This is a genomic window from Candidatus Nitrotoga sp. AM1P (assembly GCF_013168275.1).
Lineage (GTDB): Bacteria > Pseudomonadota > Gammaproteobacteria > Burkholderiales > Gallionellaceae > Nitrotoga.
The window spans coordinates 1,046,894-1,072,445 of the sequence record NZ_AP019547.1; the positions used below are offsets into that span (position 1 = coordinate 1,046,894).

Sequence of the window (25,552 nt, forward strand, 5' to 3'; positions counted from 1 at the left end):
TGATCGGATTCCTCAATTGTTATCAGGTTATCTTGCGAATGAAACAAAGGTTGGATGTGACAACATCGCCACGGCTAGTCTTCCCGCTTGACGAAAAAATAGTGTCCGAAATTTTCCACAGAAATTAGCTTTAGGATCAGTAAACCTTCATGCTATTAGTAGCGAATATATGACCGGAATAAACGAATTATTACGGGCACAACCAACATTTTTACCTTGCTTTTTAACATATCTGTGCTGAAGGCAAGATTCTTCTTTAATATATTTCTCAATGACCCTCGCGATCCTGCCAGGGCTGCAATTAATACTATGCCAATAAGATAGGGATGCTGCGTTAAAAGTTTAAAAGTATGGCTCCGTGGAAATGCTCCCGAATTACCAGATAAAGCCGTTGAAGTTTCAGTAGTAGAAAATTGCTGAATAAAATTATTTCGATAGTTGCGCCGATTTTCCTCCATCCGATCCAAGAGAATTTTTTTTTGTTCTTCGAGAGGCAATGACATTGTCATATCGTATCCTTTACCAGCTGTGCATCTTTCTCTAATTCGGTGCGTAACGTTTCAAATGGAGATATCGGACGTGTTCTATTCTGGCTTACCAGAAAAACCCCACAGGCTGAGAATGCATATAAAGCCACAACACTCCATGCGGATGCCACACGGTATGGGGTCTCCCAGTAACTAACGATAATAGCCACACCTAAAAAAATCAGGCTTAACAATGCCAACAAAAACAACACAACATAACTAATTATCTGGGCGCTAAAGTAATGCCATTGGATCTTCATTAAGATCGGCACCAATTCCATATAATCGCCCATACGATGACGCGCAATTATGCCAAGTTGTTTAGCTTTTTTGATTTTTTCAAACATGACATTTATCTCGACTTAAGAATTTAAGTGCTCTGCAGGGAATCAAATTAGCGCCTTGAAATTAGCGCCTTGAAATTAACAGGCCAAGTAAAAAACCAATTGCAGCTGCATATCCCACTGCTTGCAGAGGGTTTTCTTTTACATATCCTCTGGAGCAATCGACTCCATCATTAAAATGCTTGCGCGCATCGGCGGCCACAATTTTCGCAACTTCCTTTGCAGATGCCATTTTTGTCATCAACTTTTCCTTAGCCTCTTCTACATCAAGATCAGATAAGCTAGGTATACGAGAAATCAAATCATCTAAATCGGCCCGCAGATTGGACATTTCGCTACTGGCGGCTGCCCCTACTTGCTTTCCAGCGGATTTCGTAGCGTCCACAACATTGCCTACAGCCGTTCCAGTCCGTTGAGCCATATTTTCTGCGGCTGCCACTGCACCTTCTACTTTATTTGAAATTGTATTCTGCATAGCTAACTCCTTGATAGTTTATTAGTGATGAAATTTATGACAAAAAAGCCGAGGTTAAGTATCTTACATTTATTAATTTCGGTCTGTTCGCTGGCACACATATATTCAATGCTAACTGGAAATATGTAGTACATCCACATACATGTGTTCTGGAACAGCCACCAATATTACATAAGAATTTATGAGTATAAAAAATTATTCTTGTTGTTTATTTTGTACTTATCACATAACTCTACAATATCCACATGAACTATTCATGCCTGGCAATTTCTTCCAGCCGAATTCTTCGTTCGGACAATTCCTGTAATAACTGTTCCGCCAAGTCGCCCATCGGATCGCCACCTCTCAATTCAGCTCTTTCAATTGTGGCTTTAAATTTATAAATATCCGATTGTCTTTTTTCTTGCAATTCTTGCTGAATTTCATCCATGCGACGGCGTAATTGTCCTGTACGACGAATGATTTTCAAGATTCTTAATTCCACGCCCTGATCAGCAATTAACTCGGGATCCTCAATTTCTTCCTGTATCGCAGGATCCTGAATGAATTCCAGCACCAGTTTTTCAATGGCCTGCTGGTCACCACGCTCATAGGCAAGGTTCACCTTGATCATCAATCCATGTCGACGCAAGCGCTCGGGTTCCGTGGTGGCGCGGTCGGGGTGCATCATCATGGCGGCGCGCCGGAATGCCTGCTTAAGTTGCGGCGTAATAACCAGTGGCGGAGGAGGTTGAGCCTCTATCAAACCCGCTTCTTCGGCTGACTTTCTAGCCTGCTCTTGCGCTGCTTGTGCATGGACTTGAGCAACTGCATCATCCGGAGATAAACCGGCCTGTGCATTAGCAATTTGCGCGTCCAGTTCATCTAACTGAGCGTAGAATCTTCCAACCATTTCATAATAACGGCGCTGGAACTGTGCTGTTTCTGTTTTGGCTGTTTCCAGTTCCAATTCAGCCGAAATAACTTGCTCCGCAAGCTTAGCCTGATCGCTCACCAAACGGGTAAGCTCCTGATCTAAAGTGGGCTTCATTCAGGTGTTTTCCAACTGAGAGTAAATTCGTTAAGTTGCTCCCACGCGGCGAGATCGATTTTCTCTCTAGTACCGATCCCTAATTCTTTCAATTGCTCCAACGCTCTAGTTTCACCTTGCTGCCCGGCCTTGCGATACCAAGACGCAGCCTGCTGTTCATCCCGTGTAACACCCTGGCCTTTGCTGTACATTAATCCCAGATTGAATTGCGCTTCTGCGTGCCCTTGCTCTGCAGCTTTGCCGTACCACAATACCGCCTGCTGATCATCCTGTATAACGCCCTGGCCATTGCCGTACATAATTGCTAGCGTGTATTGCGCGCACATATCTCCCTGCTCTGCAGCCTTTAGAAACCAAAATACCGCCTGCTGATCGTCTTGGGTAACCCCCAACCCATTGTTGTACAAGAAACCCAGATTTAATTGAGCCATAACATGCTTTTGTTCTGCGGCTTTCCCATACCAGAATGCGGCCTGTTGATAATCCTGTGTAACGCCTTGACCTTTCTCATACAAGAATCCTAGATTAAATTGTGCCTCCGCATGCCCCTGTTCTGCGGCTTTGTCATACCAGAATGCAGCCTGTTGATAATCCTGAAGCACGCCCCGCCCTTTACTGAACGTGGCTCCCATTGCATATTGGGCTCGCACATGCCCCTGCTTAGCGGCCTTGAGGCACCAAAACGCGGCCTGCTGATAATCCTGTATAACGCCTTGACCTTTGCTGTACATAGTGCTTAGTTCGTATTGCGCACGCGCATGTCCCTGCTCTGCCGCCTTCATATACCAAAATTTGGCCTGTTCGTGATCTTGCTCGGCCAATTGACCGCTGTTGTACATCGCTGCCAAATTGAATTGCGCTCGCGCAAATCCCTGCTCGGCGGCTTTGCGATACCAGGGCAAAGCAAGTTCGTAGTTCTGTGTGATACCTTGACCTTTCTCGTACATATATCCGAGAGATTGTTGCGCCCATGCATTTCCTTGCTCTGCACCCATACGGTACCAAAACATAGCCTGCTCATAATCCTGTACAACCCCTTGTCCGTTGTAGTACATCGTACCTAGAGCATATTGTGCTCGCGTATGTCTTTGTTCTGCAGCCTTGCGATACCATAGTCTTGCCTGCTGATAATCCTGACTAACCCCCTGCCCGTTGTAATACATTGCCCCCAGATTATATTGCGCCTGCTCCAGTTTCCCTTCTGCCGCCTTCTGATACCAATAGAGCGCCTGCCCGTAGTCTGTACTGACCACTTCGCCGAGCCAATATAGCCTTCCCAAGTCATTCCATATTTCAGGGTCATCTTGTTTTTGGTTGGCTATACACCAGTCGAAAGCCAGCCTTGCGTAATGCTGGGCGTGTTCCTTGTGTACAGGAAAGCTCCGCCCACCATTGTGGAGAAGCGATAAGGGGAAATAGGCTTTGCCATATTGCTTATCCGCCAATTGCTTGAAGGCATCCAAGGCATCTTTCAAATTGTCGAGGTCACTGCGTGTCCAGACGATACCAAAGCCTGATTTATCGCCCAACTCAGTAATATGGTTATAGACATCCCGTGCTTGGCGATAAAACGCGTCGAGGTCTTCTGCCAGTGAGGGATCTTTACTACTCATAACTGCCGCCATCCCTCGCGCAACAAGACCGCCGCGTTGCTCCATATGCACCACAACTTCCTGAGTGAATACCTTGGCTGGAAGATTTTTTCGTTCGGTCATAAGCCTTTACTCATCTAGTATGTACGCTTTTAATACGTGGATTGATTACTTTCGATTTTCGCTCTGTGTTATGCAATAACCTCATGAATAATTATTCTTAATATATATGGCTTCTGGCCAGGATTGACTCATAAAAATCATGAAGGTTTATATTCATCAACAAGAATCACTTGTGATAATTATTGATGTAAATATGTAATATCCATTTTGAATGGCTATATGTGACTATTGATAAAACTCAATTTTTCCTGTGTGAGTGTCATACATGCCGCCCACAATTGCTATCTGATATTTTTCCAGCATCTCTCGTAAAACTTCACTTCGATGTTTAATGTTGGCAATTGTCAGGAATATATTAGTCATGGCAACCTTCTCTACAAATTCTGAGTTTTTAGAATTGCGATCGGTTGTTGGCTCGCGAACACGTGCTACTGCTAGCTTAAGTTTGTTAACTAAAGCGGTAAAGCTACCAAACTTGATATCGTCGCATGCAGCCATAATCGCGCCGCAACCGCTATGCCCTAATACAACGATTATTTTCGCTCCGGCGACTTTGCACGCAAACTCCATGCTGCCAAGAATATCTTCGTTAACGATATTTCCTGCTATCCGAATGCTGAAAAGATCCCCTAAACCTTGATCAAAAATAAGTTCAGCCGATGTCCGGGAATCGATGCAACTCAGAACCACTGCAAAAGGGAACTGCCCTTCTGAAGCATCTTTTAATTGCCCTAATAGATCGCGGTTGACAGTACGATTTTGTGCAAAACGTTCATTTCCCTCTTTAAGAATTTGAAATGCCATCTCCGGCGTAAGAGATGCTTGAGTTTCTTTGGTATGCGTTCTCATTATGATTTCCTCTAAATAAACATCCTGCTGAGCTTTTACTCGATGAAAACACACTACATTACAATGCGTGGCGTGTTAATTCAATTTTTAACTATTAATTAATCCGATCAGTGAAATTTGAAGTTTTCATGCTGCACATTTTACGCGAGGATCGTGGAAATTTTTTGACGCCCTCAAGTAGTTGCTCCAATGTTTGCATTTTCTCTATTACTGCGGCTTTCATTCTTGATCCGCTTTTGCGGGGTTTAATTCAGTATTCATTGCTTCATTTGACACTTCGGCTCAAGTTTAACAAAATATTAACGTCCATTTTCGTTCAGCTTACCTCAGTATCAATGATCACAATATGGCCAAAGCAGATAAAAAAACTAGCAATTCATCTTTGTATCGTTTGGTTAAAGACTGCAATATTTCGGCCTCCATTAGAGATTAACTGTGCCTTATCCATTTTTGTTCCGACTCGTCCGGCTTTGGTACACCTAAAGTAACGACAACATGACGTATCAGTCAACGAAGAGTAAAATACACCTTTAGATAGATAGTTAATTACGAATGTCCATTCAGTGGTTTCCCGGTCACATGGTCTCGGCACGCAAAAAAGCAGCCGAAACCATGGAGCGTATCGATATGATAATAGAAGTGCTGGACGCACGCGTGCCGGAAGCAGGCAGCAATCCTGTCATTAAAGAGCTGCGCTTGCATCGGCAAAGGCCCTGCCTGAAAATTCTTAATAAAGCCGATCTGGCGGATCCGGCTGTTACTACAGCTTGGCTCAGCTTCTACAATGAGCAAAAAGGAATTAAGGCCGTAGCGCTATCCTGCAAAAAACCGGGCGATGTCGCAAAAATTCCCGGTTTGTGCGAGATGCTTGCCCCACATCGTGATAACAGGCTTAAGCCATTGCGCATGATGATCATGGGCATCCCCAATGTAGGCAAATCCACACTGATCAATGCGCTGCTAAAGCGTCGGGTAGCAGCGGTAGGCGACGAGCCGGCAGTGACCAAAAATCAACAGGGATTTGACCTGAATGAACGGATGACGCTGATCGATACGCCGGGACTAATGTGGCCCAAGATTGAGTATGACAGCGATGGCCTGATGCTGGCCGCAAGCCACGCGGTAGGACGAAATGCCATAATAGACGAAGAAGTGGCTAGCTTTCTGGGCGATATTCTTCTAGCCTACTACCCCAACCTGCTTGCAAACCGTTACGGATTCTCCGTTGAAGGTCTGGATGGTGTAGGCACTATCGCAGCAGTCGCAAAGCGACGCGGTTATCTGCTCAAAGGCGGTGTTCCAGACCTGGAGAAAGCTGCTCTCATGCTGCTACAAGATTACCGCACCGGAGCACTTGGACGCATTAGCCTGGAAACACCAAAAAGCCGCGATATAATGTTAGCCCAACAAGCATTTATTAAAGCAAAGGAACAAACTTCAAATATAACCAATTCATGCTAATAGCAATCCCGAAAATTCCTTTGCCCCGTGATGCTGCCGTGGAAAGCTGGCCCTACCAATAATTGAATCTCCTTTTCCCGCTCGGCTGCATCAACATAGTTTTATTTCTATAGGTCACTACCAGTGCAGTTAAACAAACTTTACTTATTCATTTTTTCTGCTTGCATTGCGCTTTCCGCAATGTCTGCGGTTCATGCGGAGGAGAAAGTTTTTTTGAATAGCGCGCTCGATGCCTTACAAGCAGATTCCATACCAGAGCCATCCACAGCTTCCGCTGACCCCGATCTGATACTCACCGTCGATCCTAACCTTTCTCAAAACGACTTATGGCAACGCATCCGTAATGGTTACGCGTTGCGCCAATTGGATAGCCCACTGGTGGCGAGCCACGAGCAATGGTACGCAAAACGCCCGGACTATATGCAACGAATGACCGAGCGCGGGCAGCGCTATCTCCACTTTATTGTGGAAGAAGTGGAGCGGCGCGGAATGCCATCGGAAATCGCACTGCTACCCATGATCGAAAGCGCGTTTAATCCAAGAGGCTATTCCACCGCTAGCGCCTCTGGCATCTGGCAGTTCATCCCCTCTACTGGTAAGCATTTTGGCATGCAGCAGAATTGGTGGTATGACGGGCGGCGCAATATCATCAGCGCGACTCTCGGCGCGCTCGACTACCTGCAAAAGCTGCATGGCATGTTCGGCGATTGGGAATTGGCACTTGCCGCTTACAACTGGGGCGAAGGCGCAGTACAGCGAGCACTCGCACATAACCGCAAACTCGGTCTGCCGGAAAATTACGCCAGCCTGAAAATGCCATCCGAAACGCGCAACTATGTACCCAAGCTGCAAGCAATAAAAAATATTATCAGTGATCCAGCCAACTTCGGCCTGGCTCTACATCCTGTTCCGAATCAACCGTATTTCGTTGCTGTCAGTACATCAAACAATATTGACATGGAGCTTGCCGCAGGATTAGCAGACGTTACGCTGGATGAATTTCGCGCGCTGAATCCCGCCCATAACCGCCCGGTTATCCTGCAAGAAAATTCTGAGGTGCTATTGCTGCCCGTGGATAAGGTGGAAACTTTTCGCGCCAATCTGGCAAACAACAACTTGCCACTCGTATCCTGGCAGGCTTATAAGAGCAAGAAAGGTGAACACTTAAACGGACTTGCGACACGCTTCGGACTGTCTCCAGAAACACTTCGATCTATCAACAGCCTGTCAACGCAAACCAAGGTGAGTACCGGGCAGATGCTACTGGTACCCCTTAATGGCAAAAATACAGACAATGAATTCGAGGCGTTTAATACACACCCTGTCCTTGCCAACCAATTGCTTAAAAATGCTATTAGATACACGGTGCGCAAAGGCGACACTTTGAGCGCTATTTCTCGCCTCTACAAGGTAAGTGTGGAAAAGCTGCAAGAGTGGAATAACAACATAAAAACACTCAATCCCGGTCAACACATCTTCATCGTAAAACTCGACAAAACGCCTCGCTTATCTCGTGCCGATAAGAACCGCGGCAAACTTGGCATGGCCAGCAAAAAGACGAAGAAGTTTATGTACAAGACGCAACGCATTGCTCAATATCCTTAGGCTTTTCTTGCTTTACGCTGTACCTCTATTTTTTTGACAATTCAGTATGGGTGTTCTGCTCATATATAGTGCAAATTACATAACTTTTACTTCGCTGCAAGATAACAATGCACGCGGTGCGTGGTGGTAATTATGGTCTCACTTGGATAAACTTCGTGACATTCCGCCATGGCTTGTGCGCATCGTGTATGAAAGTGGCAGCCCTGCGGCGGATGGGAGGGAGAGGGCGTTTCACCAGGCAAACGAATAGTTTTCATCCCCTGACCATCTATTCTCGGCACTGCAGACAGCAAGGCCTGCGTGTAAGGGTGTTTAGGGGCATGCAATACTTCCCCTACCGTGCCACGCTCGACAATGCGTCCCAGATACATTACGTATACCTCGTGCGCGAGATATTCCACCACCGCCAGATTGTGCGAAATAAACAGGTAGCTTAATCTTAATTGCTGCTGCAATGATTTCAGCAAATTTAAGATTTGCGCTTGCACCGAAACATCCAGCGCGCTAGTCGGTTCGTCGCAAATCAGCAAATTCGGATTAACTGCCAACACCCGGGCAATAGCGATACGCTGCCGCTGCCCGCCGGAAAACTCATGCGGATATCGCCACTTAGAGGCTTTCTCCAACCCAACCTGTTCCAACAATTCATCTATGCGGCGTTGCCGCTCATCGCTATTTTTAGCAATAGACAGTGCATCCATGCCCTCCTGTAAAATCTCCGCTACGCGCATTTTTGGGTTTAAAGATGCATAAGGATCCTGAAATATCATTTGCATCCCGGCACGATGTTTGCGCAATTGTCCCGCATTAATGCCAATAAGTTCGTGGCCCGCAAAACGCACGCTGCCAGCGGTAGGTGTAATGAGTTGCAGCAGCGCCTTACCCACTGTGGTTTTACCGCAACCTGATTCACCTACCAGGGCCAGCGTACGCCCCTCTGGAATGTTCATTGATACCCCATCTACCGCTTTAACGTGACCGACTGTGCACTGTAATATACCTTTGCGGATGGGAAAATGGACTTGCAGGTTTTCCACTTGTAAAAGTGAAGTGCCCCTCCCTTCTTCCCCAATCTCTTCCGCACTTACGGTAGATGGGCCGGAGAAGAGGGAGGTTTTCAAGTTTAATTTCTCACTCCCCGTTTGCGATGTGTACAGATGGCATCTTACCCCCTGCCCGTTTTCCAGCTGCGTCCACTCCGGCACCTGCTCGTGGCATAGCGCCCACGCTTTATCGCAACGCGGAGCAAATCTGCAAGCTGCCAGTGGCGCACCCAATGGGGGTACATTGCCCGGAATGGCCGCTAATGGTTGCCCACTGCGTCCCGCATCCGGCAATGCGGCAAATAGTTTTTGCGTATAAGGATGAGCGGGGCGTGCGAACAATTGCTCACGCGACGCCTGCTCAATAATTTGTCCGGCATACATCACCCCAATCTGATGTGCCATTTGAGCGACGACGCCCAGATCATGGGTTATCAGCAACAACGCCATACCGGTTTCCTGCTGCGTATCGCGCAATAGTTTAAGCACCTGCGCTTGTATGGTCACGTCGAGAGCGGTAGTTGGTTCGTCTGCGATCAACAACTTGGGTTGCCCGGCCATTGCCATTGCAATCATCACGCGTTGTTTCATGCCACCGGAAAGCTGGAATGGATATTCAGACGCACGGCGAGGGGCATCAGAAATACCCACCTGTTCCAGCAATTCAACACAACGCGGGCGAACCTCTTTGCCACGCAGTTGCTGATGCAATGTCAATACCTCGGCAATCTGATCGCCGACCGTCATCACTGGGTTCAAACTCAACCCCGGTTCCTGAAAAATCATTGCCATCTGACCACCGCGCACATTGCGCATGGCATATTCTGGCAGCGCCAAAATATCTTCTTCGTCAAGTTTAATATCACCGCTGGCGACACGTATTCCATCCGGCAGCAAACGCATTAGTGATAATGCCGTCATAGATTTGCCACAGCCGGATTCACCAAGCAGCGCAAGGGTCTCGCCCTGCTTAATACTGAACGATATGTCGTCCACAATGCGCGCACCATTGTTCAGGCGCGTCACCAAACCCTCTACCTTCAGTATAAATTCTCCTCTTCCAATTTCTGAAGGGGCGCCGGGAAGGGGACGAAGTTGATTGAGAGAAAGGGCGGATTTCATGCAACCGCCTCCGTCCGATTCAAGCGCGGATCAAACGCATCACGTACCGCATCAGCAAATAGATTGGCGGCCAACACCAACACCAGCATGAATCCGAACGCAGCCGCCAGCGTCCACCACACCATCGGCTCGCGACCCATCTCCATGCGCGCGGAGTTTATCAATGTACCAAAGCTCATGGTACTAGGATCAACCCCCACACCAACATAAGATAGCACCGCCTCGGCCAGTACCAGGCTGCTGAAATCCATAACCACCGCAATCAGTACGATGTGCATCACATTCGGCACGATATGGCGAGTAAGGATACGAGAAGATGAAACGCCGAATGCCTGCGCTGCCTGGATGTACTCCAATTCTCGCAACTTAAGTGTCTCGCCACGTAGCAGGCGACATAGTCCGGTCCAACTGGTCACACCAAGAATCAAACACAAAAATAATAAGCGTAAATCTGCGCGTGCAGCAGAAGTTTCAAACCATTCGGGATGCATCTCAATATAAACCTGCATCATTAACACGGCGGCCGCAATCAACAACACGCTGGGGATAGAGCTTAATACGGTATAAATATACTGGATTACATCATCCACCCAACCACGCAAGTATCCTGCCGCTATACCCAACAGCAAAGCAAACGGCAACATCACCAGCGTGGTGACAGTACCGATCACAAGCCCGGTACGAATACTTTTCAGCGCGAGATACAGTACATCTTGCCCCACTTTATCAGTACCCAGCACGTGGTAAACTGCGGCCAGATTGACAGTTATGCCAAGCAGCATGGCTATCAACAAAACCGTTATCAACAATGCTCTGGAAGGCTTGTTTTTCATCGCTCCCGTAAAGGTGGATATCCAATTACCTGTACTGATTTCCCGCTTGGTCGATGACCAGACAGTCCTGAATTTGACGAAAAAATGGAATAATATATTACTGACTGCAATCAATAACACGCCGATTAGCAACCCCTCTAAAGCACCGATCCCGGTACGTTTCAGCACATCGCCCAGAAGTTCGCGCTGCGGATCAACCAGATGGGCTCCACCGTAACGCAAGCGCGGATAATCTCGAAGTATCTTGCCCTCCGGCGTTTCCATACTTTCCTTGGCATACAGATAGGCCGCCAGTGGTGCAGAATAGGTTTTCTCGGTACGACTTTTTATGCCTTTGGCAAGTGCATCGAAGACACTCAGCACCTCAGCTGAATACACTGTCTGACCATTACTCTTCTCTGGCAACGCGGCGCGATAGTGCATGGTGTCGAGTAACCCCACCAGCACGAATAACGACAACAGCAGCAGTGAAACCATGCCCACACTACCCTTAGCCACACGTTGCCAAGGCAGAACAAGATGAGGACGCTTTCGTATCCACAATGCCGCAACAAGAACCGTTGCGAGCAGCAGGTAGATCATCGCATCTGTCCAAAGAATAACGGGCATATTACTTACCCCGACATTGAGTACTGAAAATCGCTCGTTCTGAGCATCGAATGGAATTGAAACATGGACAGCTTGTTTCACACATTAAACTCGATTTGAACTTATCTAATGACTCATTGCGAACAGGAAATATATTGATAAAGGCGCTCATTGCAGCCTCACTCGCGGGTCAACGATGGTATACGAGATATCTGTCAATACTAAACCAGCGATATACAACATCGAACCAAGAAATACCATGGCACGCACTACACCAAAGTCCTGCGCATTAATTGCGTCTATGGTGTAACTACCCAGACCGGGGATGCCGAAGAATGATTCGGTCAACAAGCTCCCCATGAACAGCAGCGGTATTACCACCACCACACCGGTTAAAATCGGGATCATTGCATTCTTCAGCACGTGACGGAATAACACGCGCAATTCCGACAGACCCTTGGCGCGAGCGGTTCGCACATAGTCCTTACCGATCTCTTCCAAAAAAATCGTTCGATACCAACGGCTACTGGCACCGACACTACCCATTACACCAATCAACACAGGCAGCAGCACAAACTTGATACTGTCCAACCCACCCGCATAGCCAGAAATCGGCACCCAGTGCCACAATTTACTTGCCACGAACTGGCCGCCAATAATGTAAAACAGACCGGAGATGGACATCAGCAATACACATAGTGATACCCCCAGCATATCCAGGGCAGTCGCTCTGAACAATGTCATCAATAGCGCGAAAGTAATATAAATGAGCAGGCCAATAAGAAAAGTAGGTAGCGCGATAGCGAGACTAGGCATCATGCGGGTCTGGATTTCACGCGCGACATTACGCCCGTCGTTGGATGAACCAAAATCAAATGCAAACATTCTGGCTGACTTCTGGAAAAAAATCGTATCGCTGATTTTTCTCACGCCCTCTGCATGGGCATTAAATAGTAGCGGTTTGTCATAACCATGCTGTTGCTTCCATTTTTCGATCGCTTCAGGCGTAACACGCTTCATACCCAATTGCATCCGCGCCATATCGTCTGCCGTATTCACTACGAAAAAAAGAGAAAAGGTGAGCAGGTTTACACCGATTAAAATCGGAATAGCATATAAAATGCGGCGGATAAGATAGGCGATCATTGAGAGAGAGCTGTAGGGTACACTTACCCACCATAATGAATGAGAGACGATACATAAACGTATCTATGTTCGCCAAAGAAAATGAGTTACAAATTTTAAGTTAACAACTTGCCGTTTCTTTAATACAAGCAAGGTGTTATTCACATTCCCACCATCCTAAACGGACCGCGAGGCTTGACCAACCTTCTTTCAAGTACTTCTTCAAGAACTTCTTCAAGTACAGGCTACCGCCTTGATCGTCTGCCTCTGTTCCAATCAACCTGGTTTGCCAGCTTGTTTAGTGTGCAGCGCGCTGGTTCAGCATCGTCCAGCCCAGCTTCCGTTTTCCTTTATTCTTAATTAGCTTTAGCTGGAACGTCATGCTCCAACAACAATTTTTGCCTTGCTACATCACGCGGGATGCATACCATTTCCGAACCGACTTTCTGTTCAATTCCTTTAACTCTGGCACAGACCATTATAGGACCTACAGGCGTTGCTTTCGGACCGCGGCACCAGCCATCAGAAGGCGTCGTTTTAAAATCTATCCACACTCCTTCAGCTGCCTTGCATTCCTCAGGGTCGGCAGGATAAGCGTGACTAATTACGGGCACAATTGCCAAAGTTGCTATCGACACGACTCTAAATATTGTTTTTCCAAAATGACTCAAAATTATTCCTTTCTTTAAAATTGCGGCAAAAAAGGTGTTGCCGCACACCTGCATGTTACTCTCAAAAAACTTAAAACTTTATCAGGGGCATTCTTATAAAATCGCCTTGCACTTTAACACTTAATCCGACATTATCTTCGGCAAACCGGAGGTTTTGTTGTACCGGCAAAGAATATCATCATCGTGCCTCTTCTCGCTGCCGCAACGCACGCCACAACCACCAGCCCAATAAGACGAGCGCAGAACCAAGCAACCACAATGGCCACAGTTTCGGCTGATTCCAGCTACTACGCAGTTCATCACGCTGTGCTGCGTCTATGCGCAAATATTTAACATTGTTATTTGCCATTTTATTGGGCTTGCTGTTATGCAGCCAAGCATGGCGCAATACATAATCTTTAGGATGTTGCCCCCATATCCAGGGCGAATCGCGGCGCAAAATTTCCAGCATTCCATCAATTATTTCCTGGCGCGCTGGGCCATTTTCCATGTTTTTCATCTTCTCAAACAGGTGGTCATATTCAGGGCTATTGTAATTCGAGGCGTTCTCACCGCCTTTCACGACCTTGCCTTGCGCACCGTGTAGTAGAAATAAAAAATTCTCCGGGTCGGGATAATCAGCATTCCAGCCGAGATAAAACATCTGCGTATCGCCTTTACGTAACTTATCCTGAAAGCGGTTGTAGTCAGTGCTGCGCGCCACCAGTTGTAAATTAAGTTTGTCGAGTTGCTTGCGTAGCCAGTCCAGACGCGATTTGCTGCCCACGCCGGTGGCGGTCGTATCCAGATAGATAATCAACGGCTGTTTTGTTTTTTCATCCAAACCACCGGGGTAGCCGGCTTCGGCCAGCAGCTTCTTCGCCTCATCAATTGATTTACGTTGGGGTGCACCATTAACCCAGTCATATACATAATGGTTGATGCCTGCCTTGCCTTCTCGATAACCAAAAATACCAGGTGGGATAGGCGATTGCGCGCTAATACCCCGACCGTTAGCAAATATGGAGATAAATTCCTCGAAATCCACCGCGATAGAAATGGCACGACGCAGCTTGGTCGCACGTTCACTCGCCCCTCCCACAACCGGATCGAGCCAATTGAAACCCATATACGAAGTAGAGGTGGCTACCGAAGTAGAAAGCTTAATGCCTTGTGCTTTCATCTCGTCTGTAACGTTAGTCTCGCCACCCACATTCACCTGTACCGCTTGATCAAAACTATCAGAGCTGATGCCCGCCGCATCGTAATAACCTTGCAGAAATTTGTTCCAGTAAGGAATGGTTTCCTTCTCCAGGCTAAACACCACCTTGCTGATTAACGGCAGAGCCTTACCCGCGTCAACCAGCAGCCCAGCTTCTTTATCCCCCGCCTCGCCTTCCGTCGGATAGACTTCGCCGGAAAAATGCGGGTTGCGCGTCAACACCATACGCTGGTTGGGATTATTTTCCGATAGATAATAGGGCCCACTCCCTACCGGCCACCAATCCAGAACCAGGTTGCGTTCAGACATTCCATCCTGCGCATAAAAGCGCTCGGCTTCCACTGGCATGGGTGAAAAAAATGTCATCGCCAACCAATAAGCAAACTGCGGATATTTACCGTAAATCTTGATACGGTAAGTGCGGTCGTCCACCGTTTGCACACCTTCCAGCGGATAGTCGTGGAGATCAAGAAAAGTATTGGGGTTCTTTTTTTTAGCTAGCTGTAAAGTTGCGATGTACTCTTTAAGGCCGACGATGTAATCCACCATGAGCCCAGCAATTGGGGAATGAATGGTCGGATGAGCTAGCCGTTTAATCTGATAGGCATAATCCGCCGCTTTCACTTCACGCGTACCGCTATGCGGGAAATCATTCAATGCATGAATATTACGTAAATCATTGCTTGTAAGCGCATGATATTCCAGTTCACCTTTGGCATCGCGCGCAAAAGCCGGATGGGGCTGGTAGTTCAAACCGGCACGCAAATGAATTTCATAAACACTGAACGCCACCTTATCGGCAGGCGCATCATCGGGTAACAGCTGATTATTTTTGTCCAGATAACTCACTGTCGGCATTTCACTGGCTGCCTGCGGCACCAGCGTATAGGGACGCTTCAGGAAATGATATTGCAGCGGCGGTTGATATATCTGCGCAAGGAATATATATTCATTCTCGCTATACGCTGACGCCGGATCGAGATGTTTAGGCCGTTCGGTAAAAGCAGAATAATAAATCGACTTACCCTTATCGCTGACCGGGTAGGGATTATTCCACAAACCGCCGTCACAGGCCGCAAGTATCAGGAGCAGCGGTAAGTAATGTAAGTATTTCATGACGCGAGAGTTTATCCGAAATACCGCTATCCGTGGTAAAGTTACAATCACTTTTAAACTTATGAATGGGCAGCAAGATGAATTCGATTTGGCAAGATTATTTGCGGGAACAAGGAGCAGAAATACAAGATGGCATCGTGCAGTATTTCGGTGCCGGGCAAGGCGAACAGGCTGCTGCACAAGATGGCATGGTACTGTGTTATTTAAGCCAGCTAGGCGTACTTAAGGTTTCTGGTGAGGATGCTGAAACCTTTCTACAAAATCTGCTCAGCAGCGATGTGCGTGAAGTCACGCCATGGCATGCCCAATTCAGCAGCCTGAACAGTCCAAAAGGACGAATGCTGGCCAGCTTCCTTATCTGGCGCAAAGGAGTGCTGGATGACGCAGACAAGGCTTTTTTCCTGCAACTGCCGCTCAGTTTGTGTGCTGACATCCAGCAACGTCTATCCAAATACATCCTGCGCTCCAAAGTAAAAATTGAGGATGTAACCGATCAACAGATCAGTTTTGGTTGGGCCGGAGAAGGTTCAGAGGAACAACTAAAGGAATACTTAGGCTCGGTTCCGGTAGAACCCTGGGGGGCAGAAGAAGTAGGCAATCGGATATCGGAACACAATGATACTGGCGTCATTCGTCTCGGTGAACAGCGCTTTCAAATTAACACAACTGCCGAGCACGCATTAGCCCTATGGCAAAAACTCATCGTCACCGGACGCCCAGTTGGATCACCCTGCTGGGACTGGCTCACAATCCGTGATGGTATTCCAGTTATTATGCCTGCCACCCAAGAGCAGTTTGTGCCACAAATGGCCAACCTGGAACTGATCGGAGGCGTAAACTTTAAAAAAGGATGTTACCCAGGCCAGGAAATTGTGGCGCGCATGCAATATCTCGGTAAACTCAAGCGCCGTATGTATTTAGCGCATATCGAAAGCGATACGCCTCCGCAAGCGGGTGACGAGCTCTATAGCGCAGATATGGAAGGTCAGGCCAGTGGCATGGTAGTCAACGCATCACCTGCCCCGAACGGTGGTTACGACATGCTGGTGGTAGTGCAGATTAGTAGCCACAAAGACCAAACTGTCCACTGGAAATCTTTACAAGGCGCAGCGCTTCGGTTTATGAGGTTGCCTTATCCAATTTATTAATCTGAATGAAGCCGTTGTTGATGGATCGAATGGGTTTGCTTAAATTCGAACTCCTTTGCGGTGAAAACGGGGAAGAAAACGCTGCACGACTTGCCTCAACTAATACTTGAAGCGTTTGCGCTTATTGATCCGGCACGAATTGAATTTGACTGCCGTTCGTGCTGAGCTTGTCGAAGCATAAGAAGCCATTCACATTTCGACAAGCTCAATGCGAACGACTTCTTGCATAAACGGTGCCGTATCAATAATAACAACTTGCGTAATACCCAATATGTAAAAATATTCGACTTGAACTAAAGATAACCATCCGATTAATTACCAAACGCGCTGTTGCGATTGCTTCACAGTACACGCTACAGCAGTCAAATTAACTTACACAATCGCCATAAGACTCCCCTGATTTTAAGAAGCTGCTTGCGTTTGCGCTGGGTTTCCAGCGCTACACCTGTATTACATCCATAGCAATCGCCAATACTGAACTGCCCGAAATCACGCATGTCGATTTTTTTTACACTTTCCCGGTAATCGTCATTCTGTAATTTCCGTTTCTAACATTTACACTATTCAACCTCATGTTATACAACATAATTTACACTGATTTTAATTTCTGGCACAATTTATGCTTTAGAGATGGTGGAGTTACCATAAATATTTTTATATTTTTTAGCTAGCCAAAAAATATAAAAATACGAACAGTTTGTATATTAATAACTAAGGAATAATAATTATGAAAAAAAACATGATTGCTGCGCTACTGGCCGTTAGTGGCTTTGCGGCAGCTGGCAGCGCGCAGGCTAATGTAATTACAGGCTCTTTCCTCAATCCTATGCTGACAACTGAAATCAACCAGAGTGGTTTGCTGCCGTTGTTCGATATCAGCCTTGGCACGTTGAATTCAGTCACATTGACGCTAGTAGGTAACTCTAGCAGTACAACCAGTCTGACTAATGCTGCTGCAAACCCTCAATTTTTTAGCTTTCAGTCGATTCTCAATTATTTCTTTACCTTTGATAATGGTGTGTCAGTGGGAGCACCGGCATTTACAACCACATTGGCAACAACGGGGGGATTCGTCACGCTTGGATCGGGTGCAACATTGAATCTTGGAACAACCACCGATTCCGGCAGCGCAGTAGTAACTGGCCCGCTCGCTAACTTTATCGGATCCGGAAATTTCACCGTCGGTTGTACAACCCTTTCAGGCTCTACCTTTAATGGTGGCGGCGCTAACATTCAGAATATTCAGAATACAACAGCAAATTGTGGCGCGGATATTAGCTATGACTACACACCTACAACCACGCATGTGCCTGAACCAACCGCATTATGGTTGCTTGGTGTTGGCTTGCTCGGTCTTGTTGGTGTGCGCAGAAAACTTAGCTGATCACCGGCTTTAAGTTCTACTCACAAGTTAGTTCACAAAGCCACCTGCTGATATTGCGATATCAAGGTGGCTTTGTCGATTTTTTTTACACTTTTTAAATCAAAAAAACTCAGCATGACTTTTTGGTCAAGTTCATGGCAAATCACCGATCGCACGGTGAAACAATCGCCAGACTTGGCGTTACGTCTTGGTTTTCCACCAGGCGGAGTTGATGGCCGCATCGACACTTTTCTGAATATGCTTTATCCCTTGGATCGGGATCGGGTGCTAGAAAAAGTTCTGAACCCCCCTCCTGAACAAAAATGAAATTTCCGCAGACATTCGTATCTGTGACTCAACAAGGCTGCGCTGGTTCGCGTGGCAGGGTGAACTATATCGCAATGAATTAGGGCTTCGCTGAACAAGCCCCACAATGCCAGCGCGGTAATGCGCGACCGGCGTTCTTGGCTAAACTACGGTTGTGAGATCGGTGGATCTTTATCAGCGTAGCCTTAAGCGTAACTGCATCTTGATGTGCGGTATGTTGGCGTCCATAAAAATTTCACCAACTTCCGCAAAATTAAAACGCAAGTAGAATGGCACAGCCTGTATCTGAGCACCTAGTTCCACCTGAGCATAGTACTGGCTGCGCGCATAATCAAGCAACAACTCCAGAAGTGAACTGCCAACCCGTTTGCCACGCCATTCTGACAACACGGCTATACGTCCAATATAGCCCTCAGGGGAAATGCGTCCGCAACCAATCGCATCACCCGTGGCACTTAATGCCAGTACATGGTGGCAGGCTTCATCTAGTCCATCCCATTCCATCTCGGAAGAAACGCCCTGTTCACGCATAAATACAGCTTCGCGTACCGCGCGCAATAAAGGTTGTTGGCCGTTATCCCAAGAAAGCAGATGTACGCTAAAAAAATTGCTTATAACATGCGCTCCCCATCAAACAACCAGATATACACGGTAGATCAGTTGGCAATATAAACTTCGGTATTGACCGGAACGAGGTCGAACAACTCCAGAAGGTCAGCATTGCGCATACGCACACAGCCCTTGGAGCCAGGTTCGCTGAGCTTAGTACTATCCGGCGTACCATGTATATAAATATAGCGACGCATGGTATCGCAGGCTCCTAAGCGGTTGAAACCAACTTCACTCCCAGATAACCACAATATACGCGTCAGTATCCAATCCCGACCCGGATACTGCGCCCCTAGCTCCGGCGTATAAATTTCGCCAGTGGGACGGCGCCTGACAAACACAGTGTTGAGCGGCTGGTTTGCGCCAATTTTGGCGCGAATGTTGTGCTTGCCACGCGGCGTGCAATAGCTGCCAAATTTCTCACCCACTCCATTAGCAGCTGTAGAAACCGGATAATGATGCAACAACATGCCTGCATCATCAAGTAACTCAAGCGTCTGCGTGGCGATATGAATTTTAATTTTTATAATCTAACCTTACACGACTGTGAACGAATCAGTTTGTGATGTTTCAAGAATATCAAATTAACTAAATTTATAAAATGCTTAAACGTAATTTTCAAACATCGCAATCCACAAAACAGTTCCATAAGCAAAAACTAGAACTACGATGAACTATACGGTAATAATCAACGTTTAACCTCCATAAGTGCCCTACCGCACAGATTTCCTATTCAACAAGAATAATAATTCCTCCCGCAATGATGCGTTGAAAGATTGAATCTTTGTTCTCATCAGGTATTGTCTACAGCGAGTAAATAATGTCACAAAACTTCCCAAGTCCTCACCCCGATCAAGAACCTAGAATACCTCCAGAGCCACACATACACCCGAAACCCCACCCCATTAACGATCCACCGCCTTACGATCCAGATCCTTCTCCGTGGAATCCAGATGATGATCCGCCAACCGAATAACAGGGAAAAAACTAGTTAATCCTATGTTCACATGTAGACTCTGGTTCAGTATTTTTCTCATGCGGCTCGTTATCTAAAAGAAGCATTTTTTGGTTGCTCCAATTAAAAATTAATAACATTAATCGTAAGCGAATTATTTTACGGCTATCGCTTCATGCTTCCAGCTACCCAAACCAAAAAATCCAAAAGATCCAAAAGATCTGAGCCCCAAAAACAAGCAATGAATTCAGGTATTTCCAAAAAATTATTAAGGCAAAAAAAATCCGCTATCTATCACAATGAAGAGAGCGGAATTTAAGAATACTCTCCGCTTAATGCGTGTCAGGGGAGACTTCGAGCTACAAATAACTATTGGGGAAATTATCTGCACTCACTAGCAAGAAGCGGGAGTGATTGCAGAATAGTTGAACCGTGATTAATTATCCGTGCGGTACCGCACTTTATTTATTAATTTCACGTAAATAGACGATAAAGATTAAATTGAGAAGGAAAATAAAGAGGGGGCGAACATTGAGTTTGAAAGATCGACTCCTTTTCACTTTAAAAATAGTTACTTCACCGAACCACTTTCTTGTTTTTGCGCACGGCGCGCAGCAAAAAAATTACTCAATACTTGCCCGCATTCTTCAGCAAGTACTCCGACAGTTATTTCAGCATGATGATTCAAGCGCTGCTCAGCGAACAAATTAAGCACACTGCCACACGCACCGGTCTTAAAATCACTCGCCCCAAACACTACACGTGCAATGCGTGCATGGAATATGGCGCCGACACACATCACGCAAGGTTCCAGCGTAACGAATAATTCACAGCCAACCAGCCGATAATTGCCCAGATGTTGTGCCGCTTCTCGCAAGGCCAGCAACTCAGCATGCGCGGAAGGATCATGGCGACTGATCGGCGCATTGCTTCCACGCCCTATGATAGCGCCATCCTTCACTACAATAGCACCCACCGGAACCTCTCCCGATAGCTCGGCTTGCTTCGCCAGCGCCAGAGCGACGCGCATAAAATCGTCATCGTTTCTCATCACATCAATATCTCTAAAAATTCTAACAATTTGTCTACAAACAGCTGATTCAATTTTTCGTACTCAATTCCAGCCCTATTGAGGTTGGAACCTAAATTTGTATAACAGTGTATAGCGTAGCACTTGGGCTTTCACCATACTAATCCTTGTTATCATCACGACTTTTATGCTTATAGGCATAGCATTTCCCAATTCAGGTATTCGCCTGAAGCAGCTTAGGATTGACAATAGATGAACTACCATCCCGTCACAGCCCACTTTATGTGAACAGTCTATGAATCGGACAGAACGTTTTTACAAAATTGAGCAACTACTAATTTCACGTCGGATCGTACCAATTTCCATCTTTCTCGAAGTGCTTGGAATTTCGCTGGCTACATTTAAGCGTGATCTGGAATATCTGCGTAACCGAATGAATATGCCCATCGAGTGGGATCGAAACGTCAGAGGATATCGGTATGTAACAATCAATCCCAATGACAGATCCTCCACCTTACCTGGATTGTGGTTCACTGCCTCAGAAGTGCATGCCCTTTTGACGATGCAACACCTGCTCACCAATCTTGGCAATGGTTTATTGAGCAGCCATATCGCACCATTGCAGACCCGCCTTAAAGCCTTGCTGGGCAGTGCTGACCATAGTGTTGAAGAAGTCGAGATGCGTATCAAGTTGGAGCACGCCACCAGGCGCACCCTGCCACTTCAATGTTTTGAGACGATCGCCACGGCAACGTTGCAACGCAAGCAATTGCAGATCACCCACTTCAACCGCCAGAACGGACAAGAAAACACGCGCATTATTTCCCCCCAGCAACTACTGTTCTATCGGGATAACTGGTACGTCGACGCATGGTGCCATCTGAGAGCAAGCATCCGCAGCTTTTCCATTGATGCCATCCGTCATGCGGAATTGGTAGAGGCACCCGCAATTGAATTACCGCAACCTGAACTCCAGGATTATTTCAAAAAGGGCTACGGCATATTCTCAGGCACGAAGGTAGCTTGGGCAAAACTCAGGTTTACCCCAGAGCGGGCGCGATGGGTCGCCACTGAACAATGGCATCCCGAGCAAAAATCTCGTTTTGATAAAGAGGGATATTATTGCTTGGAAGTCCCCTATTCCGATGACCGCGAACTATTGATGGACATACTCAAGCACGGTACTGAAGTCGAAGTAATAACACCTAAGGCACTGAGAGGTAGCGTCAGCAAATTGCTTGAATCTGCTTTGGCGCAATATAAAATCTAAAATTTATTTCAGTGGCTCACGCCATGAGCTACTACCCCCATTATCATGGGTTCATCCAAATTAATTCAACAAGGAGAAACCCATGTGGAAAGAAATCAAAATTAACCCAGACCGGCTGGTATTTTTTGGATGCATGTCCGGGGGAATTGTGTTGGCCGTTGTTAATTTGATGTATTGAAAATGTGGAGTGTTGAATAGATAGCGCAACGTTGCTAGCAATGGCGAATACTCTAGATTGGTGAATAGTTAATTCACGGCAAATTTTGGAGATTCGCTTTATTTAAAGGACGAATGAGTGAGCGAACTGGAATCGTATTATCGTTATTGGGGCAAAGCACAACCATCCGAGGATGGCCAGGCAGCGTTTCACTTGTTGCCGTTTCATTGTCTGGATGTGGCGGCAGTGGGTGCTACTTGGTGGAAACAGAGCACTTCCTTACGGCGTCAGCTTGCAAGCCAGGTGCAACTTGATGCGACGTCACCGATATTAAAAGCATGGGTACTTTTTTTCATTGCCTTGCATGATCTTGGTAAATTGGATGTGCGATTTCAGATGAAGGCGCCCAGCGTGCTCAACCATCTCCAAACAATCAATGACCCAGACGACTTACCTTACCGCAGTGAATCTGAAAAATACTTTCACGGAGAAGCAGGTTATGACTGGTTTTTAAAGGAAGGGCATTTTTACCTCGGATTAGAAAAAACTTCAATGTATGAAGATCTACGAGATGCATGGCGACCCTGGCTGGGTGCAGTCGCTGGGCATCATGGCCACATCGTTAGGCAAGAAAATGGCATGCATCCGCCGGATGCAGAGGATTATTTAGTTTTACAAGATAGCTTCGTGCGAAAGGCATGGATGGAAGCATTGGCGGCAATTTTTCTGGCGCCTGCGGGTTTGTCTTTACACGATCAACCTCCCGTGTTGAATCGTGAGGATATGCCCTATCTGGCCGGTTTCTGTGCCGTTTGCGACTGGCTTGGCTCCAACGAAACATGGTTTCGCTATACCGGCGATGAATGTGTAGAGCTGAAAAAATATTTTGATGAGCGTTGCCGCGATGTCGAAGAGCAAAGCCTGATTGAACATTGTGGTTTGATGCATCAGGCGGCACCTTATAGCGGCATTGCAGCGTTGCTCAATGCGAATGAATTCCCGCGTCAGCTCCAAACGGTTATCAATGCACTGCCGCTACAAACTGGCCTCACATTGGTGGAAGCCCCTACTGGCTCTGGTAAAACGGAAACTGCCCTGGCTTATGCCTGGCGGTTACTCGATGCAGGTCTTGCCGACAGCATTGTTTTTGCCCTCCCTACGCAAGCCACGGCAAATGCGATGTGGGAAAGGCTCAATCATTTTGCCGATATCTTGTTTGGTGCGAATAGCAATCTAGTCTTGGCGCACGGTCGCGCACGCTGGCATGACGGTCATGCGCAACTCAAAGAGGCTGCTTCTCAGCGCAGTGCGCAAACCACGGAGGATATTCGTGTGCAATGCGGTGAATGGATTGCCGAAAGCCGTAAGCGGGTTTTCCTCGGGCAGATTGGAGTTTGTACTGTCGATCAGGTGCTGTTATCTGTTTTGCCGCTGCGCCATAAATTTGTACGTGGGTTCGGCGTAATGAAGTCGGTACTAATCGTCGATGAAGTACACGCTTACGACCACTATATGTACGGCTTGCTGCACAGCGTGCTGAGCCAGCAACGTCGGGCGGGTGGCAGTGCAGTGCTACTCTCAGCAACATTACCCGCCAGCCAACGCAATCAATTGGCGCTGGCTTGGTGCAGTGCAAGCACTTTGCCCGCCGATGCGCCTTATCCATTGTTAACGCACATCGCTGCCGATGGAAAAATCACCCCGGTACAAATTACCGATTCTGCACAATTACCACCTGAAAGAACGGTTACCATCGAATGCATCCAGCAGCCTAATCTCTGGCCAAACGATGAATTACTTGATCGCGTCATCCATGCCGCAGAAGTCGGTGCACGCGTCGTGATCATTTGTAATCTAGTGGATAACGCCCAACAACTTGCCCGTCACCTTAGCCAAAAAACCACGACGCCTGTCGATCTATTCCATGCGCGTTATCGCTTCGCAGACCGGCAAGCGAAAGAGGAAATGGTACTTGCGCAATATGGCCGACATGCTGAGCGCAGCGGCGGGCGCATCTTGGTCGCCACGCAAGTGGTGGAACAAAGTCTTGATCTTGATTTCGATTGGCTCATTACGCAGCTATGCCCGGTAGATTTACTGTTCCAACGCTTAGGACGGCTGCATCGTCATCAACGTGATAACCGCCCTGCTGGGTTTGAGCAGCCAACTTGCACGGTACTGACTGCGCCAGATGCAAATTACGGATTGCATAAGCTGATTTACGGCAATACCCGTGTACTTTGGCGCACGCAGAAATTGCTTGAAGCGCACTCATCCATTTATTTTCCAGCGGCATACCGTGACTGGATAGAGCAAGTGTACGAGCGACCTAGCTGGGAAGGCGAGCCTGAGCCTATTGCGTTGGACTTTGAAAAATTCCATGTCGTACAAAATGCCAAGCGCGATCTAGCAAAAAGGCTCTCCAACGACACCATGAATCCACTGGCCGACAGCGACAATAACGTGCGGGTATTAACGCGTGACGGTGAGATGTCTCTGTCTGTTGTCTTGCTCGATACCGACGATAAGCTACTTTACGATCCCGATCCATTGCCGCATCCGGATGCATGGGATCGCGCCGAGAAAATTTCTTTGGGTTCGGTCAGCGTACCTCATACATGGGCAAATTCAATGCCAGAACCGAATAACGCTTACGAAATTTTGCTAATAATGAAATTGCAGGATGGCGTCTGGCGAGGGGAATGTAAAGCTTGTGAATATGCTTACACCCGCATGTATGGTCTCGAGCGAGAAAAGAAAAGTCCCCGCAAAAGCGGGGAACACAATAATGATTAAAAAGTTAATCAAAATCCTAACGGTACATCCCTAAAAAATTAAGGAACCTAAATACTTTACTAAATCTAGTAGCATTCTACAAGATCTGGTTATATCAAAATCCTAACTTGTAAAAATATAAAAACCAGATTACAGTCCCGTATGTTTATTAAATACGGGGACTTTATGAGCTATTTTTTGATCTGGTTGCGT

Annotated in this window: 22 protein-coding genes; 7 read left to right on the plus strand and 15 right to left on the minus strand. The window is 46.9% G+C overall.

Annotation, left to right across the window (positions count from 1 at the left end; all coding sequences use genetic code 11):
• Positions 1–155: 155 nt before the first annotated feature.
• The 6 genes from W01_RS04630 to W01_RS04655 all read right to left on the minus strand — a co-directional run bounded on the left by W01_RS04630 (position 156) and on the right by W01_RS04655 (position 4,940).
• The gene (locus tag W01_RS04630) at positions 156–509 is read right to left on the minus strand and encodes a hypothetical protein (RefSeq protein ID WP_173052492.1); all 354 of its coding nucleotides are present in this window, start codon (positions 507–509) and stop codon (positions 156–158) included.
• Complete coding sequence (locus W01_RS04635) at positions 506–874, minus strand: phage holin family protein (protein WP_173052494.1); 369 nt, start codon at positions 872–874, stop codon at positions 506–508. Before W01_RS04635 ends, W01_RS04630 begins: the two co-directional genes overlap by 4 nt.
• Positions 875–935: 61 nt before the next feature.
• Entirely contained in the window at positions 936–1,346 is a 411-nt protein-coding gene (locus tag W01_RS04640) for a DUF883 family protein (RefSeq protein WP_173052496.1), read from the minus strand.
• Positions 1,347–1,596: 250 nt separating this feature from the next.
• Complete coding sequence (locus tag W01_RS04645; RefSeq protein ID WP_173052498.1) at positions 1,597–2,376, minus strand: J domain-containing protein; 780 nt, start codon at positions 2,374–2,376, stop codon at positions 1,597–1,599.
• The gene (locus W01_RS04650; protein ID WP_173052500.1) at positions 2,373–4,091 is read right to left on the minus strand and encodes a tetratricopeptide repeat protein; all 1,719 of its coding nucleotides are present in this window, start codon (positions 4,089–4,091) and stop codon (positions 2,373–2,375) included. Before W01_RS04650 ends, W01_RS04645 begins: the two co-directional genes overlap by 4 nt.
• Before the next feature lie 225 nt (positions 4,092–4,316).
• Positions 4,317–4,940, minus strand: coding sequence for a carbonic anhydrase family protein (locus tag W01_RS04655; protein WP_173052502.1), 624 nt, complete (start codon positions 4,938–4,940; stop codon positions 4,317–4,319).
• 552 nt (positions 4,941–5,492) lie between these two features.
• On the opposite strand from W01_RS04655, the gene ylqF reads away from it, so the two are divergent.
• Together ylqF and W01_RS04665 are read left to right on the plus strand one after the other, a co-directional pair.
• Positions 5,493–6,401 (plus strand): ribosome biogenesis GTPase YlqF, encoded by a 909-nt coding sequence (gene ylqF / locus W01_RS04660; protein ID WP_173052504.1) that lies wholly within the window; start codon positions 5,493–5,495, stop codon positions 6,399–6,401.
• 213 nt (positions 6,402–6,614) lie between these two features.
• Positions 6,615–8,006 carry a transglycosylase SLT domain-containing protein gene (locus W01_RS04665; RefSeq protein ID WP_242007038.1) on the plus strand — a complete coding sequence of 464 codons (1,392 nt, stop codon included), beginning with the start codon at positions 6,615–6,617 and terminating at the stop codon, positions 8,004–8,006.
• 86 nt (positions 8,007–8,092) lie between these two features.
• Here the strand turns inward: W01_RS04665 and W01_RS04670 are convergent, their stop codons facing one another.
• The 5 genes from W01_RS04670 to W01_RS04690 all read right to left on the minus strand — a co-directional run bounded on the left by W01_RS04670 (position 8,093) and on the right by W01_RS04690 (position 15,705).
• On the minus strand, positions 8,093–10,171 hold the full coding sequence (locus W01_RS04670) for an ABC transporter ATP-binding protein (protein WP_173052508.1): 2,079 nt from the start codon (positions 10,169–10,171) through the stop codon (positions 8,093–8,095).
• A complete protein-coding gene (locus W01_RS04675) occupies positions 10,168–11,613 on the minus strand; it encodes an ABC transporter permease (protein WP_173055747.1) in 1,446 nt (481 codons plus the stop codon). Before W01_RS04675 ends, W01_RS04670 begins: the two co-directional genes overlap by 4 nt.
• A 147-nt stretch (positions 11,614–11,760) precedes the next feature.
• Entirely contained in the window at positions 11,761–12,738 is a 978-nt protein-coding gene (locus W01_RS04680) for an ABC transporter permease (protein WP_173052510.1), read from the minus strand.
• 335 nt (positions 12,739–13,073) lie between these two features.
• Positions 13,074–13,442: a hypothetical protein gene (locus W01_RS04685; RefSeq protein ID WP_173052512.1), complete on the minus strand. Its 369-nt coding sequence runs from the start codon at positions 13,440–13,442 to the stop codon at positions 13,074–13,076.
• 124 nt (positions 13,443–13,566) lie between these two features.
• Positions 13,567–15,705 (minus strand): ABC transporter substrate-binding protein, encoded by a 2,139-nt coding sequence (locus tag W01_RS04690; RefSeq protein ID WP_173052514.1) that lies wholly within the window; start codon positions 15,703–15,705, stop codon positions 13,567–13,569.
• A gap of 77 nt (positions 15,706–15,782) precedes the next feature.
• Here W01_RS04690 and ygfZ point away from each other — a divergent pair, with 77 nt between their 5' ends.
• From ygfZ to W01_RS04705, 3 genes are all read left to right on the plus strand, one after another.
• Positions 15,783–16,853, plus strand: coding sequence for a CAF17-like 4Fe-4S cluster assembly/insertion protein YgfZ (ygfZ, locus tag W01_RS04695; RefSeq protein ID WP_173052516.1), 1,071 nt, complete (start codon positions 15,783–15,785; stop codon positions 16,851–16,853).
• A 727-nt stretch (positions 16,854–17,580) separates the two neighbouring features.
• A complete protein-coding gene (locus W01_RS04700) occupies positions 17,581–18,237 on the plus strand; it encodes a choice-of-anchor E domain-containing protein (protein WP_173055748.1) in 657 nt (218 codons plus the stop codon).
• A gap of 114 nt (positions 18,238–18,351) precedes the next feature.
• The gene (locus W01_RS04705) at positions 18,352–18,543 is read left to right on the plus strand and encodes a hypothetical protein (protein ID WP_173052518.1); all 192 of its coding nucleotides are present in this window, start codon (positions 18,352–18,354) and stop codon (positions 18,541–18,543) included.
• A gap of 174 nt (positions 18,544–18,717) precedes the next feature.
• Here the strand turns inward: W01_RS04705 and W01_RS04710 are convergent, their stop codons facing one another.
• The 4 genes from W01_RS04710 to tadA form a co-directional block, all read right to left on the minus strand.
• A complete protein-coding gene (locus W01_RS04710; RefSeq protein WP_242007039.1) occupies positions 18,718–19,074 on the minus strand; it encodes a GNAT family N-acetyltransferase in 357 nt (118 codons plus the stop codon).
• 125 nt (positions 19,075–19,199) lie between these two features.
• Positions 19,200–19,679, minus strand: a complete 480-nt coding sequence (locus tag W01_RS04715) for a L,D-transpeptidase (RefSeq protein WP_173055750.1) — start codon at positions 19,677–19,679, stop codon at positions 19,200–19,202.
• 378 nt (positions 19,680–20,057) lie between these two features.
• Positions 20,058–20,189 (minus strand): hypothetical protein, encoded by a 132-nt coding sequence (locus W01_RS14365; protein WP_256380123.1) that lies wholly within the window; start codon positions 20,187–20,189, stop codon positions 20,058–20,060.
• A 489-nt stretch (positions 20,190–20,678) separates the two neighbouring features.
• On the minus strand, positions 20,679–21,158 hold the full coding sequence (gene tadA, locus W01_RS04720) for a tRNA adenosine(34) deaminase TadA (RefSeq protein WP_198421349.1): 480 nt from the start codon (positions 21,156–21,158) through the stop codon (positions 20,679–20,681).
• A 274-nt stretch (positions 21,159–21,432) separates the two neighbouring features.
• On the opposite strand from tadA, the gene W01_RS04725 reads away from it, so the two are divergent.
• Both W01_RS04725 and cas3 read left to right on the plus strand, forming a co-directional pair.
• Complete coding sequence (locus W01_RS04725; RefSeq protein WP_173052522.1) at positions 21,433–22,407, plus strand: helix-turn-helix transcriptional regulator; 975 nt, start codon at positions 21,433–21,435, stop codon at positions 22,405–22,407.
• Between the two features lie 295 nt (positions 22,408–22,702).
• A complete protein-coding gene (gene cas3, locus W01_RS04730; protein WP_173052524.1) occupies positions 22,703–25,360 on the plus strand; it encodes a CRISPR-associated helicase/endonuclease Cas3 in 2,658 nt (885 codons plus the stop codon).
• Positions 25,361–25,552 lie beyond the last annotated feature (192 nt).